9 protein-coding genes and 2 pseudogenes are annotated in these 17,421 nt (G+C 41.6%); 6 read left to right on the top strand and 5 right to left on the bottom strand.

Going from position 1 to position 17,421, the window contains the following annotated elements; genetic code table 11:
• Window positions 1-193: 193 nt before the first annotated feature.
• The 6 genes from dusB (at window position 194) to C2869_RS09795 (ending at window position 6,298) form a co-directional block, all read left to right on the top strand.
• Entirely contained in the window at window positions 194-1,153 is a 960-nt protein-coding gene (dusB, locus tag C2869_RS09820) for a tRNA dihydrouridine synthase DusB (protein ID WP_108602767.1), read from the top strand.
• Window positions 1,154-1,176: 23 nt separating this feature from the next.
• Window positions 1,177-1,467, top strand: coding sequence for a DNA-binding transcriptional regulator Fis (fis, locus tag C2869_RS09815; protein ID WP_108602766.1), 291 nt, complete (start codon window positions 1,177-1,179; stop codon window positions 1,465-1,467).
• An 88-nt stretch (window positions 1,468-1,555) separates the two neighbouring features.
• Entirely contained in the window at window positions 1,556-3,142 is a 1,587-nt protein-coding gene (gene purH / locus C2869_RS09810; RefSeq protein ID WP_108602765.1) for a bifunctional phosphoribosylaminoimidazolecarboxamide formyltransferase/IMP cyclohydrolase, read from the top strand.
• Between the two features lie 454 nt (window positions 3,143-3,596).
• Window positions 3,597-4,439, top strand: coding sequence for a class I SAM-dependent methyltransferase (locus C2869_RS09805; protein ID WP_159084124.1), 843 nt, complete (start codon window positions 3,597-3,599; stop codon window positions 4,437-4,439).
• 14 nt (window positions 4,440-4,453) lie between these two features.
• Complete coding sequence (purD, locus tag C2869_RS09800) at window positions 4,454-5,740, top strand: phosphoribosylamine--glycine ligase (protein ID WP_108602763.1); 1,287 nt, start codon at window positions 4,454-4,456, stop codon at window positions 5,738-5,740.
• 204 nt (window positions 5,741-5,944) lie between these two features.
• Window positions 5,945-6,298 carry a rhodanese-like domain-containing protein gene (locus C2869_RS09795; protein WP_108602762.1) on the top strand — a complete coding sequence of 118 codons (354 nt, stop codon included), beginning with the start codon at window positions 5,945-5,947 and terminating at the stop codon, window positions 6,296-6,298.
• Between the two features lie 121 nt (window positions 6,299-6,419).
• On the opposite strand, the gene C2869_RS22845 is transcribed toward C2869_RS09795, so the two are convergent.
• The 5 genes and pseudogenes from C2869_RS22845 to C2869_RS09775 all read right to left on the bottom strand — a co-directional run bounded on the left by C2869_RS22845 (window position 6,420) and on the right by C2869_RS09775 (window position 17,308).
• Window positions 6,420-10,397: a methyl-accepting chemotaxis protein gene (locus C2869_RS22845; protein ID WP_108602761.1), complete on the bottom strand. Its 3,978-nt coding sequence runs from the start codon at window positions 10,395-10,397 to the stop codon at window positions 6,420-6,422.
• 524 nt (window positions 10,398-10,921) lie between these two features.
• Entirely contained in the window at window positions 10,922-11,929 is a 1,008-nt protein-coding gene (locus tag C2869_RS09785) for an IS110 family RNA-guided transposase (protein ID WP_108602717.1), read from the bottom strand.
• 453 nt (window positions 11,930-12,382) lie between these two features.
• Window positions 12,383-14,764: pseudogene (locus tag C2869_RS23185) on the bottom strand (methyl-accepting chemotaxis protein); the annotation flags it as partial.
• Between the two features lie 294 nt (window positions 14,765-15,058).
• A pseudogene (locus tag C2869_RS23180) lies at window positions 15,059-15,580 on the bottom strand (HAMP domain-containing protein); the annotation flags it as partial.
• A gap of 873 nt (window positions 15,581-16,453) precedes the next feature.
• On the bottom strand, window positions 16,454-17,308 hold the full coding sequence (locus tag C2869_RS09775; protein WP_108602759.1) for a type IV pili methyl-accepting chemotaxis transducer N-terminal domain-containing protein: 855 nt from the start codon (window positions 17,306-17,308) through the stop codon (window positions 16,454-16,456).
• Window positions 17,309-17,421 lie beyond the last annotated feature (113 nt).

Genomic DNA, 17,421 nt, shown 5'->3' with positions numbered 1-17,421 from the left:
AGCCATATATTCCGCCATAAAATCAAGCGATTCTAACTAAAAATAACTGCATTTTTTTCTGGCATACGGCGAATAACTATTGACATAAATAAAATTACAAATTGCTTAATAAATAAGCTTTTCAGCTTGAATAAAGCCGTGTACACTAGCCGCCCTTTTTCGCAGGTGGTGATGTTTTAACCAATTTAAGCTTATGCAAATTGCGTCTTATACATTAAAAGCGCCGGTTATTTTAGCGCCTATGGCGGGAATAACTGACAAACCCTATCGACAGCTTTGTCGTAAAAATGGTTGTAGCTTGGCTTATGGTGAAATGTTGTCTTCTAACCCTGATGTTTGGCAAACAGCAAAATCTCAGAAGCGAATGGAAACCAGCGGTGAAACAGGGATCCAAGCAGTACAAATTGTTGGTTGCGATCCTGACTTGATGGCTCAAGCAGCCCAATTTAATGCCGAAACTGGTGCCCAAATTATTGATATCAATATGGGCTGTCCTGCCAAAAAGGTAAATAAAAAATTGGCAGGCTCTGCATTACTTAAAGATCCGGCGTTAGTCGAGCGGATTTTAAAGGCAGTAACAAATGCGGTTGATGTGCCTGTCACATTAAAGATCCGCACTGGATGGGATCCAGACAATCGCAATGGAATTGAAATCGCTCAGCTAGCTGAAAAATGTGGCATTCAGTCATTAGCCGTTCATGGTAGAACCCGTGCATGCTTATTCAAAGGCGAAGCTGAGTACGACACAATTAAGGCGATTAAACAAGCTGTCTCGCTGCCTGTCGTCGCTAATGGCGATATTACATCAGCTGAGAAAGCTAAATACGTACTAGATTATACCGGCGCCGATGCTGTGATGATAGGTCGAGGTTCTCAAGGTAACCCTTGGATCTTTGCTGATATTAATCATTACCTGTTAACAGGTGAGCATTTGCCAAAACCGGATCGCCAAGAAATTCGCGATACGGTTATACATCATGTAGCTGAGCTACATGAATTATATGGTGAAGGTAAAGGCTTACGTATTGCTCGCAAGCACGTAAGCTGGTACTTCGCCGCCCATTCACTTAACAGTGAATACAGAAAAACTTTTAACGCTATTGAAAATGCCCAACAGCAATTAGATAGCCTTCAACAATTTTTTGACCATTAATTAAAGAGAAAAGAGTAGTCATTATGTTCGACCAAAATGTAACTCCAGAATTAGTCACTGGCCCATTATTAAGCTCAGAAACCAATAATAAGCCTTTACGTTCTTCAGTTAAGCAAGCGATCAGCAATTACTTATCACAGTTAAACGGTCAAGACGTTGAAGAGTTCTACGAGTTAGTTTTAGCCGAAGTTGAAGCTCCGTTACTAGAAGAAGTAATGCAGTATACTCGTGGTAACCAAACGCGTGCAGCCACTATGTTAGGTATCAATCGTGGTACTTTACGTAAAAAGCTAAAAAAATACGGCATGAACTAAGCCGACTTTACCGTCAAAAAGCACCCTTGGGTGCTTTTTTCGTTTCTAGTAATTTCTTTTTTAAATTTTATCTAAGGTAAACAAATAAATGGAACAAGCTCGACCAATCCGCCGTGCGCTAATTAGCGTTTCAGACAAAACGGGTATCGTTGAATTTGCCCGCGAACTGGCAAACAACGGGGTTGAAATCCTGTCGACTGGCGGTACTTTCCGTCTATTAACTGAAAATCAAATCAAAGCGGTTGAAGTATCTGACTATACTGGCTTCCCTGAAATGATGGATGGCCGGGTTAAAACGTTACACCCTAAAGTTCATGGTGGTATTTTAGGCCGTCGCGATATCGACCAAGCTGTAATGGCAGATAACGAAATTAAGCCAATCGATATGGTCGTGGTTAACTTGTACCCATTTGCAGCAACAGTCGCTAAACCTGATTGCACATTAGAAGATGCAGTTGAAAACATCGATATTGGTGGACCGACTATGGTTCGCTCTGCTGCGAAAAACCACAAAGATGTGACTATCGTGGTTAACGCGTCAGATTATGATCGCGTATTGACTGAAATGAACAATAACCAAGGTTCATTAAGCCATGCGACTCGTTTTGATTTAGCTATCGCTGCGTTCGAGCACACAGCTGCGTATGACGGTATGATCGCTAACTACTTCGGTAAGTTAACGCCTGATTACCACACTGAAAAAGCTGAGGGCAGCCAATTCCCACGTACCTTCAACACTCAACTAGTTAAAAAACAAGATTTACGCTATGGCGAAAACAGCCACCAATCTGCCGCTTTTTACGTTGAAGCTAACGTAGAAGAAGCCTCTGTTTCAACAGCTAAGCAATTACAAGGTAAAGCGCTTTCGTATAACAACATTGCTGATACTGACGCAGCATTAGAATGTGTTAAAGAATTTGATGAGCCAGCTTGTGTCATTGTTAAACACGCTAACCCTTGTGGTGTTGCGATTGGTGATAACATCCTAGCCGCATACGAAGGTGCGTATCAAACGGATCCTACATCAGCTTTCGGTGGCATTATTGCATTCAACCAAGAATTAGATGCAGAAACAGCAGAAGCGATTATTTCTCGTCAATTCGTTGAAGTGATTATTGCACCAAGCATTTCAGCTGCCGCAGCACAAATTGTTGCCGCTAAGCAAAACGTTCGTTTATTAGAATGTGGCGAATGGTCAAGCAAGACAACTGGCTTAGACTATAAGCGTGTTAACGGCGGTTTATTATTACAAGATCGCGACCAAGGTATGGTTGGCTTAGATGACCTTAAAGTGGTTACTAAAAAGCAACCAACAGAAGAAGAGTTAAAAGACTTATTATTCTGCTGGAAAGTCGCTAAGTTTGTTAAATCTAACGCAATCGTCTACGCCAAGGGTCAGCAAACTATTGGTGTTGGCGCTGGCCAAATGAGCCGTGTTTACAGTGCTAAAATCGCTGGTATTAAAGCAGCTGACGAAAACCTTGAAGTTAAAGGTTCGGTTATGGCATCAGATGCATTCTTCCCATTCCGTGATGGTATTGATGCTGCGGCACAAGCTGGTATTACTGCAGTCATCCAACCAGGCGGTTCAATGCGCGATGAAGAAGTTATCGCGGCGGCGGACGAGCATGGGATGGCGATGGTATTCACCGGTATGCGTCATTTCCGCCACTAACCTTCGTATTTGGCGTTGATACTGCGTTGCCTTTATTACTCGCCCTAGTCACATACAAAAACGTATGCTCCTAGGGTCTCGTAATTTAAAGGCGCCTTGTCTGAACGCCAACTACTTTGGTTAGTTTATCTTTTGATTAGTCGCTTATATAAGTCACCTAAGCAGCTAAATAATGGTAAATGGCAAGTTCAAGCAATGAGGCTTAAAGCTTTATTGATAAATGGCAGGTTCTATTCAAGCGTTTAAAAAAGATAATGGAGGTCGAGATTTATCTCGACTAAGTTTGAACCTGCATATTAGCGTCGGACGTAAACGTCCGACCTACAAATATATGTCTTATTTAAAGAGTTTGTCGTTCAATATGATTCGATAATCGATGTTTTTCTGCAAAGACATCATCCTCTGTTAAACTATAACTTCGACCTGTCCTATTAATACAATGGAAACTAAGCACGTGAAAATTACTTTATCTATCATAAGCTTGTTCGCTGTTTTAACCTGTACTGGATGTAGTTTAACCCATGCTGAAAACAGCAACTCAGAAAAAGAAAAAATAAAAGCCGCTATTAGTGCGCAACTCAACGCGTCTCATCGAAGTATTAAAAATCAAGCTCGCGATAAATATCGCCACCCTGCTGAAACATTGGCTTTTTTAGGTGTAAAACCCAATAGTCATGTTGTAGAAATTTGGCCTGGCGCAGGTTGGTATAGTGAAATTTTAGCGCCTTATTTAAAAGAGCAAGGCCAATTTTACGCGGCCCACTTTCCTGCTAATTCTGGGGTAAAATACTTTGACAAGCACTTGGCTAATTTTAAGCAAAAATTAGCCAGCAACCCTATTTATAGCAAAACACAGTTAACAGAATTTCATATAGATAAAGCTTACGCAATCGCTCCAGCCGGTTCCGCAGATGTCGTACTGACTTTTCGTAACTTACATAATTGGTACATGAATAACCAAGAAGCCGGTATGCGCCAAGCTTTCGATAGCTTTTACAAAGCCCTAAAACCAGGTGGTATATTAGGCATTGTCGATCATCAATTACCCGAGGATCGCGATCAAGAGCAATGGTTAAAATCAGGCTATCTAAAGAAAAGCCTAGCCATTGAAATTGCAGAGCAAGCCGGCTTTAAGTTGGTAGGCGATAGCAATATTAATCTCAACCCATTGGATGATGCCGATCACGCCAATGGGGTATGGAGCTTACTTCCTGTACATAGAGGAAAAGATCCCAAATTATTAAATGTCGGTGAGTCAACACGATTCACATTAAAATTTATAAAACCCAATCAATAACAATCGAGTAAACAATGAAAGTATTAGTGATTGGCGGCGGTGGCCGCGAGCATGCGTTAGCTTGGAAAGCAGCGCAATCAGCCAATGTAGAAAAGGTATTTTTAACTCCAGGTAACGCTGGAACAGCACTTGAACCCAAATTAGAAAACGTAAATATCGATGTCGAAGATAAAGCAGGCTTAGTCGCATTTGCTAAAGATAATAACATCGAGCTGACAATTGTTGGCCCAGAAGCGCCATTAGTTATCGGGGTTGTTGATGCGTTCCAAGCAGAAGGATTAACTATCTTTGGTCCAAGTGAAAAAGCCGCTCAATTAGAAGGTTCAAAATCTTTCACTAAAGATTTCTTAGCGCGTAACAAGATCCCTACAGGTGCTTACCAAAACTTCACTGAAGTCGAGCCAGCACTTGCTTACTTACGTGAGCAAGGCGCACCTATCGTAGTTAAGGCTGACGGTCTTGCTGCGGGTAAAGGTGTAATCGTTGCAATGACGCTAGAAGAAGCTGAAGCAGCAGTTAAAGACATGCTTGCGGGTAACGCTTTTGGTGATGCAGGTCACCGAGTGGTTATTGAAGAGTTCTTAACCGGTGAAGAAGCTAGCTTTATAGTCATGGTTGACGGTAAAAACGTATTACCTATGGCGACTAGCCAAGACCATAAACGTGCTTATGATGGTGATGAAGGTCCAAATACAGGTGGAATGGGGGCTTATTCGCCTGCCCCCGTCGTCACAGATGAAGTCTACAAGCGCATTATGGATGAAGTGATCATGCCAACGGTTGAAGGTATGGCGAATGAAGGTAACCCATATGTTGGTTTCCTATACGCTGGTCTAATGATCGATGAGTCTGGCGCGCCTAAAGTGATTGAATATAACTGCCGTTTTGGTGATCCTGAAACTCAGCCTATTATGCTACGTATGCAATCTGATCTTGTTGAGCTGTGTTTATTAGCAACCCAAGGTAAATTAGACCAAGGCGAAGCTAAATTTGATTCAAAAGCGTCTGTTGGTGTGGTGTTAGCTGCGGGTGGTTACCCAGGTTCATATCCGAAAGGCGACGTGATCACAGGAATACCTGAAGAAGCTGCTGGCCTTAAAGTATTCCACGCGGGTACAAAAGACATTGATGGTAAGGTTACCACTAATGGTGGTCGTGTGCTATGTGCTACCGCATTAGGCAATACGGTAACCGAAGCGCAACAAGCGGCTTATGAATTAGTTAAACAAATTCAATGGAATGGTGTTCAATACCGGAACGATATTGCATACCGTGCCATTGCTCGCGAGCAGGAAAAGTAATTATAGTCTTCTCACTCAGGCTTTATGGTTCATTGTCAGCGCTTACTCGCCCCAATCACATAATAGAGCATATGCTCATGGGGTCTCGAAGCTTGCCTACATGGATGTAGGTAAGGAGCGAGAGCACGGATGCGATAGCTTTGACAGCTTCCCCTAAAACCTGATCGCTTTGACTATAGTACATGATTAATGATTGACTAAGCCATGCTAACTATTGAAGATTTAATTGCATCTGCTCGACCGAATACAACCAATGTTGATCGCCAAACCTTTACTGAACTAATAAGTAAAGGTCAAGGTATCTTAATTGATATACGAGAGCCCAATGAGTTTTCAGTTGGCACGATAGAAGGGGCACGCAATATTCCAAGAGGTGTACTAGAAAGTCAGATCCTGTTACAACCAGAGATCAAGACCGCTAGCACCCCTGAATGCTTGCCTCTTTTAATTTTTTGTCGCAGTGGTGCTCGCGGGGTACTCGCTGCGGACACACTGCAAACCATGGGCTTTAAAAATGTCGTCAATCTTGCAGGTGGTATTTTAGACTGGCAAAAATAGTTTAGTTAATCCTAGGATCAGAAAAGCCCAGCTGTATTATTAACAACTGGGCTTTTTATTTTCAATTTAGAGCTAAATTTTTAAGCTTAGTACGCTCATTCTCATATAAGTGAGTTATCAGCTAGAACTCTTCCCACTCCTCTTCTTGACTAAAAGCTAAAGCCTGAGCTGAAAAGCCTTCTACAGAGGAAGCGGACTTGACCGACGAAGTGACTTGCCTTGCTGGCACAGCTAAATCATGTGATCGACCTTGCTGATTTAACGAAAAGAAAGATATTAAATCCTGCATTGTACGTGCTTGCTCTGCCATAGCCGAGCCAGCGGCGGAGGCTTGCTCAACAAGCGCTGCATTCTGTTGTGTCATTTCATCCATGCCTGCAACCGCCTTATTGACCTGCTCAATGCCTGCGCTTTGTTCTTTTGAAGCCACAGCAATGTCAGCTATCATTTGGCTGACTTTTTCTACAGCTGAAACAATCTCATTTAACGTGTTACCTGATTCATTGACTAACCTTGAACCATCTTCCACTTTAGTCACACTGTCACGGATTAGGTCCTTGATCTCTTTAGCCGCTTCCGCAGACCGCTGCGCCAAATTTCGTACCTCACCGGCGACTACCGCAAAGCCTCGACCTTGCTCACCAGCCCTAGCTGCCTCTACTGCCGCGTTTAATGCAAGTAAATTAGTTTGAAAAGCGATTTCATCAATAACACCGATAATGTCAGCAATTTTCTTACTAGAGTCGTTGATTTCATTCATGCTAGTCACCGCACGTTCAACCACCTGACCACCTTGTTTTGCTTTCTGCTGAGCGACTGTGGCTAACTCTGTAGCGACATTGGCATTATCGGCATTTTGCCTAACGGTAGCGGTCATCTCTTCCATTGACGATGCTGTTTCCTCTAACGAAGAGGCTTGCTCTTCCGTTCGCTGACTTAGGTTGATGTTGCCTTGCGCTATCTCTTCAATGCCTGAAGTCACTTTAGATGACGCATTACTGATTTGCCCAACGGTTGCCGCTAAACGATTAACTGTGCTGTTCACGGCTTGCTTCAACTGTTCAAACTCAGGAATAAATTCAATATCAATCAGTGAATCTAATCGCCCTTTTTCCAACGCTTGTAACGCAACTGATGTAGCATTTATCGCTTTAACTCGGCCTGTAATATCTGTTGCGTATTTAACCACTTTAAAAGGGTTGCCGTTTAGATCTAATATCGGGTTATAGGAAGCTTGGATCCAAACCTCTTCACCATTGCGATTAATTCGTTTGAACTCTCCAGATTGATACTGCCCTTGATTTAACTGCTGCCAGAATTGTTTGTATTCAGTACTATTACCATATATAGCCTCGACAAATAAGCTATGATGCTTACCTTGGATCTCCGCCAAACTATAACCCACAGCTTGTAAAAAGTTATCATTGGCAGTAATGATGGTACCGTCCATATTGAACTCAATTACCGCTTGCGATTTACTAATAGCTGCTATCTGTCCACTAAAATTAGCATTGCGTAACTTATCATCAGTCACTTCAGTTGCGTACTTAACCACTTTAAATGGCTTGCCATTCATATCCAAAATCGGGTTGTACGACGCTTGGATCCAAATTTCTCGTCCACCTTTAGCCATACGCTTATATTCGCCTTGTTGATACTCGCCTTTAGCTAAACGCGCCCAAAAATCCTTGTATTCAAAGCTCGTTGCTAGCTGGCTTTCAACAAACAAACTATGATGCTGGCCTTGAATTTCTTCCAGCTTATAACCCAATGCGTTAAGGAAGTTGTCGTTAGCCGAGCGGATCGTGCCATCTAAATCGAACTCAATAACCGCTTGCGCCTTGCCTATTGCAGCAATCTGACCTGAAAAGTCAGCGTTGCGCATTTTTTGTTCGGTAATATCAACTGCGTATTTAACCACTTTGAATGGCTTACCATTCATATCTAATATCGGGTTATAAGAAGCTTGGATCCAAATCTCTTTACCATCTTTGCTAATACGCTCAAACTCACCCTGCTTGTATTGCCCTTGCGCTAAACTATCCCAAAATTGGCGGTATTCAATACTATGCGCAAACTCAGGTTTAACGAATGTTCTATGATGTTTGCCTTGGATCTCGGATAATTCATAACCCAACGCACTTAAGAAGTTATTATTGGCAGTAATAATAGTGCCATCTAACTCAAATTCGATAATCGCTTGTGCTTTACCAATGGCTTCGATTTGACCGGTAAAATTGGCGTTGCGTAACTTTTGTTCGGTCACATCAGATGCGTATTTTACAACCTTAAACACCTTACCATTCACATCCAAAATCGGGTTGTAAGACGCTTGGATCCAAACTTCTGAGCCATCTTTGGCATAACGTTTATATTCAGCTTGCTGATACTCACCTCGCGCTAAAGATTGCCAAAATGCCAGATACTCAGCACTTTGCGCGTAACTAGGTTCAACAAATATTTTATGGTGCTGCCCCTGAACCTCAGCAAGTTCATAACCCATTGCCGAGAGAAAGTTATCATTGGCAGTTACAATAGTACCGTCAGGCTCAAATTCGATAACCGCTTGTGACAAGCTTATGGCTTTAATCTGCCCTCGGTAATACGCATTCTTCAATTTTTGCTGGGTAATATCTGTCGCATATTTAACGACTTTAAACGGCTTGCCATTCATATCAAAAATCGGGTTGTAAGACGCTTGGATCCAAATTTCTTTACCACCTTTAGCATAACGTTGATATTCTGCTTGTTGATACTCGCCACGTGCTAGAGAAGCCCAAAAATCAGCGTACTCTTGGCTATCAGCGTAATCGGCACTCACAAATAATTTATGATGCTGACCTTTAATTTCGTCCAATGCATAACCCATCGCATTTAGAAAATTATCATTCGCGTAACGAATAGTGCCGTCTAGGTTAAATTCAATCACCGCCAGTGCTTTGCTAATCGCTTGCAACTGACCATTAAAATCTGCGGTTTGCATCTTCTGTTTTGTGATCTCTGTGGCGAATTTAACGACTTTAAAAGGCTTACCATTTAAATCTAAGATTGGATTGTAAGACGCTTGGATCCATATTTCTCGCCCTCCTTTTGCTAGCCGTTTATATTCAGCCTGCTCAAATTTCCCTTGTGCTAAACGTTGCCAAAACGCTTGATATTCAGAACTAGCAGCATAACTTGGTTCAACAAACATACTGTGATGTTTGCCTTGCACCTCATCTAATTGATAGCCTGTCGTTGTCAGAAAGTTATCATTGGCATTAAGAATAGTGCCATCTAAGTTAAACTCGATAACCGCTTGCGCTTTACCTATTGCGGCGATTTGACCGGCAAAGTTGGCATTATTTAATTTTTGCACAGTCACGTCTGTGGCAAATTTTACCACTTTGAACGGCTTGCCATTAAAATCCAGTATGGGGTTATACGATGCCTGAATCCAAACTTCTCGGCCGTTTTTCGCTAACCGCTTATATTCAGCCTGCTGAAACTTACCCGCTGCAAGCTCATTCCAAAAAGCTTGATACTCTGCACTATCAACCTCATTGGGTTCGACAAACATTTTATGATGCTGACCTTTTATTTCTTCAAGGTTATAGCCCATAGTTGTTAAAAAGTTGTCATTGGCGGTAATAATAGTGCCATCAAGGTTAAATTCGATAACCGCCTGTGCTTGATTAATAGCCGATATTTGACCCTGATTATCAAGTGATTGAAGCTTATCCTCTGTAATATCTGTGGCAAATTTAACAACCTTTAACAGTTTGCCATTTTTATCTTTAATTGGATTGTACGAAGCTTGAATAAAGACTAACCGCCCACCTTTAGCTATGCGCAGGTATTCCCCTGAATGAAATTCCCCTTGATTCAATTTATGCCAAAATGCTTGGTATTCAGCGCTATTTGCATACTCAGATTCAACAAATATCGAATGGTGCCGCCCCTGAATATCTTTTAATTGATAGCCCATAGATTGCAAAAAGTTTTCATTCGCTCGAACAATAGTGCCATTTGGCTCAAACTCAATAATCGCTTGCGATTTATCAAGTGCATTTAGAATATATTGGTTGTTTTTATTAGCCGTACTGCCAAATGAGAGCATATGTTTCTTACCTTTGATTAATTATTAGTTCCTTGGGTTCAACTAAAGCAAACTTTGCGCTTGAATGTTGAACTATAGTCAAAGCGATCAGGTTTTAGGGGCACCCATTAAGCAGCCGGTGTCACCCATTAAGCAGCCGGTGTCAAATTCACAAGCGAATTTATTGCGTTTTTCATGGACGAATAACACAATAAATTTGTTTATCAAACTTTACAGTACACCTAAGTCCCGTCTTTTCTCTAGTCTTATTCGACTCGAATTTTACTCTGCTGATTACGAAAAAACTTCGCATCAGTCACCCATCTGAATTCGGCTTTTACCTAACTGCTGTAATCGCCTTGGCTCTCGCCTCAAAAATTTTCCGGTACCAATAAATATCCAATCAACGCACAGCGTTTGGTGGCTCTTTGTCCAACCCTTCTATGGCTTACTTATTGGGCGAAGCTAGATAAAAAGTGGAAAGTGGTGTCCAATCAGGTTTAGTGGTTTAAATCCACCCCCTAAAGCTGGCTCACCACTTTCCGTCAACCAAAAGCTAATTTCATATCAAACTCTACGTTATCTCGCATAATAAAGTAACACGCTCTCGCTAGCTTGTGAGCTACAGCTCTCATTGCGATTATGCCATTGCTTTTACGTTTCTTACGATCGTAAAAGCATTTTATAGGCTTGTAATGGCGTATAGCAAAATGAGCTGCTTCGGAAAAAGCCCAAGATAAGTACTTGTTGCCACATTTGGCATTCCCTTTCCCTTTGATTTTATAATTACTAACCCTTGTACTTTTAACACAACGGCAATATGAAGCATAGTTACCGACTTTATTGAAACGACTAATATTGCCTGTTTCTAATGAAATCGTAGCCGCTAGAATTTTTCCTATCCCCGGTGTTGTTTGTAGCTGGGTGTATATCGATGACTCTTTGAGTTGTGAGCCAACTAACTTTTCGAGCTTATCAATTTCTTCTGTCAATACTTTATAGAGTTGTTTGTGCGGAGCACAACAAGCTTCTAGCATTGGATCTTCAAAACAAAATTGCTCCATATTTTTATGGATGTCATTGGATTTGATAGTGAACCCCAACTGGCGCGCAAACATGCTTTTGAAGCTGGTAATATTTAAAGAACGTTGTTGAACAAGGCCTGCCCGTTTACGCAGTATGTCTCGCACTTTACGTTGCTCTTTCGGGTAAATATAGCCTGTTGGTAAAATATCGAGTCTAAGTAACTTGGCCAGCCATCGAGCATCATGGACATCATTGGTATATTTAAGTCCTGAATAGCTCTGGATAGCTGAGGTGTTAACAAGTTTGAGTGTATAACCGGCGTCCATTAACCCATCAACTAACCAATACCAGTTATAAGTTGATTCAACAGCGATCCCTTGGATATCAGACTTGAATGGTTCCAATTCCCTTAATATCAACTTAAGATCATTTGCTAGACGTTTTTCAACCATACTGCGATCCTCTTCATCAGAAATAACCAGATAAGAATTATTCGAATGTAGATCAATTGCGCTAAAATATTTCATACAGCCTCCGGTAAAGTTTTAGCTTCACCTTTCAGTTTAGTACTGAAAGTCAGACGATACTGCGAGGCTGTCTTAGAGGATTATCAGGTTTCTAGTTCCAGACGAAACCTAAGTACTTACATCCATGTAAGCAAAGCCGTCAAAGCTACCGCGTCCTGCTAACGCCCCTCGCTTAAAGCGCCTACTTTTGGTACCTGCATCCATGCAGGCAAGCTTCGAGACCCCATGAGCATATGCTCTATTATGTGATTGGGGCCGCCTAAATGGATTTAGGTGTTAGAACGACGCAGGAGCCAAAGTCGAGAGTAAGCGCAGACAATGAACCATAAGACCTGAGCGAGAAGACTATATAACAATATTGTAAAATTGTTATAAATATCAAGATAGATCCTAAAACAAAAAAGGGCTAGCTTTCGCTAACCCTTTCTCAAATTTAAGTTATTTAGCCTATGACTAAAACTCTTCCCATTCATCATCACTCGAAAATGAAATGGCTTTAGACTGTACTGAGTTAGTATTGGACTTAGGCAAAGATGCGGATGCGTTTGGATGCGTTGGCGCTTGTACTACATATTCACTTCGCGCAAATTCAGAAGATACGTCTGTGCGGAAAAAAGACAAGATTTGTTTCATGCCCCGCGCTTGCTCCGACATGGATTCACCAGCAGCGGATGCCTGCTCCACTAATGCTGCATTTTGCTGGGTCATTTCATCCATTTGCGCAACAGCCTTATTAACTTGCTCAATGCCTGAACTTTGTTCATTCGATGCTACAGAAATATCAGCAATCATTTGGCTAACTTTTTCTACTGCCTGAACAATTTCCTTTAATGTTTCACCTGACTCATTGACCAAAGAGGAACCGTCTTCTACTTTAGCTACACTATCACGAATTAAGTCTTTAATTTCTTTAGCCGCTTCAGCTGAACGTTGCGCCAAATTCCTAACCTCACCAGCGACCACGGCAAAACCTCGACCTTGCTCACCAGCTCGTGCCGCTTCAACCGCAGCGTTAAGCGCTAACAAGTTGGTTTGGAAGGCAATTTCATCAATCACGCTAATAATGTCAGCAATACGTTTACTTGAATCATTGATTTCCGCCATGCTAGATACAGCACGCTCGACAACTTGTCCACCTTGCGCCGCTTTAGTCTTCGCATCCGCGGCTAATTCATTGGCGACTGCAGCGTTGTCAGCGTTCTGCCTAACTGTACTTGTCATTTCCTCCATCGAGGATGCGGTTTCTTCAAGTGAAGACGCTTGTTCTTCTGTACGTTGACTTAAATCAGCATTACCTTGCGCGATCTCATCTGCACCCGAAGCGACGGTATTAGCCGATTGATTAACTCGACTAATAATTTCAGTTAACTTAATCGCAGTTGCATTCGCATCTTCTTTAAGCTTAGCAAAAGTACCTTGATATTCACCTGAGATCCGCTTAGTTAAATCACCATGCGCCATAGCATCTAACATTTTAACCGTATCGTTTATCGCGCCATCACAAGCTGATACCAAACGGTTCAAGCCCTCACTTAACCCTCTAAAGAAGCCATCTTTACCTTCAGTTTGAATGCGCTGCGTTAAATCACCTGCGGCCGCGGCATCAACTAAGTTATCAATTTCTTTTTCTATTATGATTTCAGCAGTGCGATCGCTCCATTCGACCACAGTTCCTATACGCTCTCCGTCGGAAGCTACAATGGGATTAGCGACTAATCTAAAGGTGCGATCCGCAACCTTAATTTCTGCTTGGTAAACCGAAGACAGGCGAGCGATCAAGTTCTGCTGATGATGTGGATTTTTATGAAAGACATCCATGTTTTGCCCCAGCAAACTACGCGCCTCAAAATTAGGCAACGCTTGGCGAATATCGCTTTCAACGCCCTGCATCATATCTTGGATAGCGGTATTAAGATAAATAATCTTGTTATCTGCATCCGCAATCATGGTATTGGTTTGCACATTGTCTAGTGCTTGGCGTACACGTAAATTCTCGTTAGCAACCCGCTTTTCTTCTGCTTGGCGGGCTAACTCTTCCGTTAAATCGTCCCACTCAACAACGGTCCCCACTCGCTTATTGCTATTATCAAATACCGGTGTTGCAACTAAATTGAAAGTTAACCCTGCAATGTTTATTTGAGTTTGATAAACACTTTCCAAATCACCAATTAAGTTACGTTGATGACTCGGGTTAGCATGGAATACGTCAACATTGGCACCGATTAAATTATCAGCATTAAAGTTAGGCAAAGCTTGACGTAACGCAGACTGGTTATCCGCTAACATACTCTGCACAGAATCATTGAGATAAATAATATTTAACTCATTATCCGCCATCATGACATTAGCTTGGCATTTATCTAGTGCCGTTTTCACTCTCGCATTGGCAGCGGCTTGTTCGGCTTCGACTCTGGCTTTGCGAGTTTGCTCTGTAAGATCTCGCCATTCATAAACATGGCCGATTAACTCTCCATGCTCATCCATTATAGGCGAAGCAACAATATCAAAAACCAATTCATTAAACTCAATATGAACATGCTGAGTTTGTTGAATATGTTTAAAACTAGGGATTTTTTGATTATCTATAGCTCGCAATTGGTCAACTTGTTTACCCACAAGTTGCTTAGCATTAAACCCTGCTAGTACATTTGATATTTGTTGGCTATACAAAGAGAAAATAGTTTCTAACGCTTGGTTAGCATATATGATTTCACCTGCGTTATTAGAAACCAGTACACTTGCATTACAAGCATCCAATGCTCGCTTAATTCGCAATGCAGCTCTGGCTTGGCGCTCAGCTTGCTCTGCAACTTCTTCTGCATGCTTGGCGGCTTGTGCGGCTTGTTCTGCCGATTTTTTCGCTTCTTCACCTGCTGCTAACGCGTCTTGTTCAGCAACTTTTGCCTCTTCAGCGAGTTGATTAGCCTGCTCAGCTGCCGCCATGGCTTTTTGTTGCTCATTTTTTGCCTGTTCAGTAGAGACTTCAATCATCTCTACTGCTTTGTTAACATTATTCGCTAATAGCGCCATGTCTCCAGACACCTGAATATCAACCCTCTGCCCATGCAGCCCTTGGCTGGTGTTACTCAGAACTTCACTTACTGAGTTAAAGGTAGACTGCAAATTATCCATCAATCGATTCAAGGCACTGGCCATCAAGCCTGTTTCATTGTCAACTGCGTAATCACTGCGATAATCGAGTTGTCCTGTATCTGCCACCTTATTAATCAGTTGTGAAATATCTTGAATAGGTTGGGCAATAGAACGGGCAATTCGCACCCCAAGGACAATAACTAGAAGCAAGGCAATCGCTGCAATAAACAAACTGCTATAAAACAAGGTGTTGACCGCGCCTAATGCTTCGCTTGTTTTAATTTCGGCACTGATAAACCAGTTAAGTCCTTTAATATTCAACTTACCAAAAGACGCGATTATATTTTCACCAAACTCATCTTCAGTCACAATGGTTTGCTCTACCCCACTAACAGCAAGTTTAGCTGCCTCGTGCTGCAATTTAGCTTGGGCTGGGTTACGAAATGCGTTCTCCAAACTTATCTTTTCTATGCCTAAACTCGAATCACTACGTGGCAATAAATCACTACCAAAAATAAACACATCAGCTGTATCGCCTAAGCCATCGCGACTTTTCATAATGGCTTGGATCGTATCAAAAGGCAGTTGATAAATAAGTACACCAACCACTTCACCTGCTGACTTAACCGGAGTACCAATAAAAGACGCCGGCGCCATATACGAAGGTAAATACTGTTGGTAATCTGCAATTACCGTTTCACCTGACGCCACAACTTGGCGATATACATCGGCGAAATTAGTGTTTTTATAAGGTCCAGTACTTAAAGAGGTCGCAAAATCTAATTCTTTATATACCGAGTACACGACATGACCTGATTTAGGCTCAATTAGAAAAATATCGTAGTAGCCAAATCGCTCTAGAGTTTGATTGAAAACTTGATGATAGGTATTGTGAACGCGTGAATAGGTAGAGTCATCATTGGCTTGCGTTAGTCCATTTTTTTCACCCAATGGATACTGGTTTTGATAAATATAGTGATACTGCAAGCCAATCGCAAAATCACTTAAACCATCCATCATAGCGGAGAGTGGTGCATTCTCTCCCGCATTTTTATCTTTATATACAGGGGCAAACTCCCCCGTATAATAACCCGATAATTCATCTTTAAATGATGCAATATCCGTCATTTGATTTTCAAACATGAATTTGAAAAAAGACTGGTTAAATGCCAAGCTAGCGCCGACCACACTCGGCTTTTCAGCCATTGCTTCCAAATTGCGTTTTGAGGTTTCAAAATAAGTTTCTAATGCGTTACTGCGCGCTTTTTGCACCGCCAGTAAATTATCCTTTGCTTGCTCTGTTAATGAGTTAGACGCTAAATTTGTCGCGACGATACCGAGAATGGTCATCGGCAGCAGGCCGAAAATCAGTAAAATAGAAACTAATTTTTGTCCTAAATTAAGGCTTTGAAAAAAATTCATACTTGTATCCTAATTAGCCTTGGCTATTTGCACGGCCTGATTCATATTTTTTAAAACGTCTAAACTTCTTTTATCAATTAACGCGATTTGCTGAACAGAGCAGACTGAATACGATATATCGAGAACAGGATTAATCACCGCCAAGTAATCGCTCCAATAACGGTACACCTCATCTAGCTTATCTTCTTCATCACTAGTAGTTGATTCTTCTAACTCTAAAAGCTCACTACCATTAATTAGGCCGTTTAACACTAAGTCAAACGTACTGGTCGTTTGGGTAGCTGTATTTTTATTTTGGAAAAAATCAACGTGATAACAAACTGACAGCGCTTGTTTAGCTAAACGTTGGCTTAGCATACGCTGCCGCCCAGCTAAATTAACTCGATTAACTTTCGCTTCATCTTGCTCATCTTCGACGGTTGAAGCCATGATTTGCACTAGCTTATTTGACTCTTTCAATAAACTGTCATTAGTAGAAATTAACTGTTCAATAGCCGAATACGAGGCAAATTTCGCCTGGGCTATTTCATCAATAACAGACGAAAATGGCTGCCATAGACGTTCAATTTCTCCTATCTGGCGTAACTCTTTTGAGCTTGGTTTGGGAATATTTTGCCGGCTATCGCCGCTTTTTAATGCTTGTAAAGATGAATGAAATAAAGTCTGACTGGCAACTAAGGCTTGAACATACGAAGCTGTATTAGGTTGCAATCCAACCAGCAGTGCTTCCTTGGTCATTTTTTGAGTTAACATCCGCTGCCGCCCAGCAATATCAACAGCATCAGGCGTACTAGCATAGGAAGTATATGGCAGCATTAAACAAGGGAATAACGCCATTAAAGCTAAAAGTTTTCGAACATTCATTGTTATTTTCTAGTTTAGAGTCATGACTTAGTTGTTGCTTAACTCTGCCGCACTAACTCAGTTTATTGCAGACTCAACCGCCGACTGATTATTATTACGTTTTACAACAACTG

This window comes from Saccharobesus litoralis, from assembly GCF_003063625.1.
In the GTDB taxonomy this organism is placed as follows: Bacteria; Pseudomonadota; Gammaproteobacteria; order Enterobacterales; family Alteromonadaceae; genus Saccharobesus; species Saccharobesus litoralis.
The sequence above is the reverse complement of the archived record's forward strand: the minus strand, read 5'-3'. Positions and strand labels throughout refer to the sequence as shown.

Coding starts and splice junctions, on each gene's coding strand:
- dusB (WP_108602767.1), top strand. CDS start 194: ATGCAAATTGCGTCTTATACATTAAAAGCGCCGGTTATTTTAGCGCCT.
- fis (WP_108602766.1), top strand. CDS start 1,177: ATGTTCGACCAAAATGTAACTCCAGAATTAGTCACTGGCCCATTATTA.
- purH (WP_108602765.1), top strand. CDS start 1,556: ATGGAACAAGCTCGACCAATCCGCCGTGCGCTAATTAGCGTTTCAGAC.
- purD (WP_108602763.1), top strand. CDS start 4,454: ATGAAAGTATTAGTGATTGGCGGCGGTGGCCGCGAGCATGCGTTAGCT.
- C2869_RS09795 (WP_108602762.1), top strand. CDS start 5,945: ATGCTAACTATTGAAGATTTAATTGCATCTGCTCGACCGAATACAACC.
- C2869_RS22845 (WP_108602761.1), bottom strand. CDS start 10,397: ATGCTCTCATTTGGCAGTACGGCTAATAAAAACAACCAATATATTCTA.
- C2869_RS09785 (WP_108602717.1), bottom strand. CDS start 11,929: ATGAAATATTTTAGCGCAATTGATCTACATTCGAATAATTCTTATCTG.
- C2869_RS09775 (WP_108602759.1), bottom strand. CDS start 17,308: ATGAATGTTCGAAAACTTTTAGCTTTAATGGCGTTATTCCCTTGTTTA.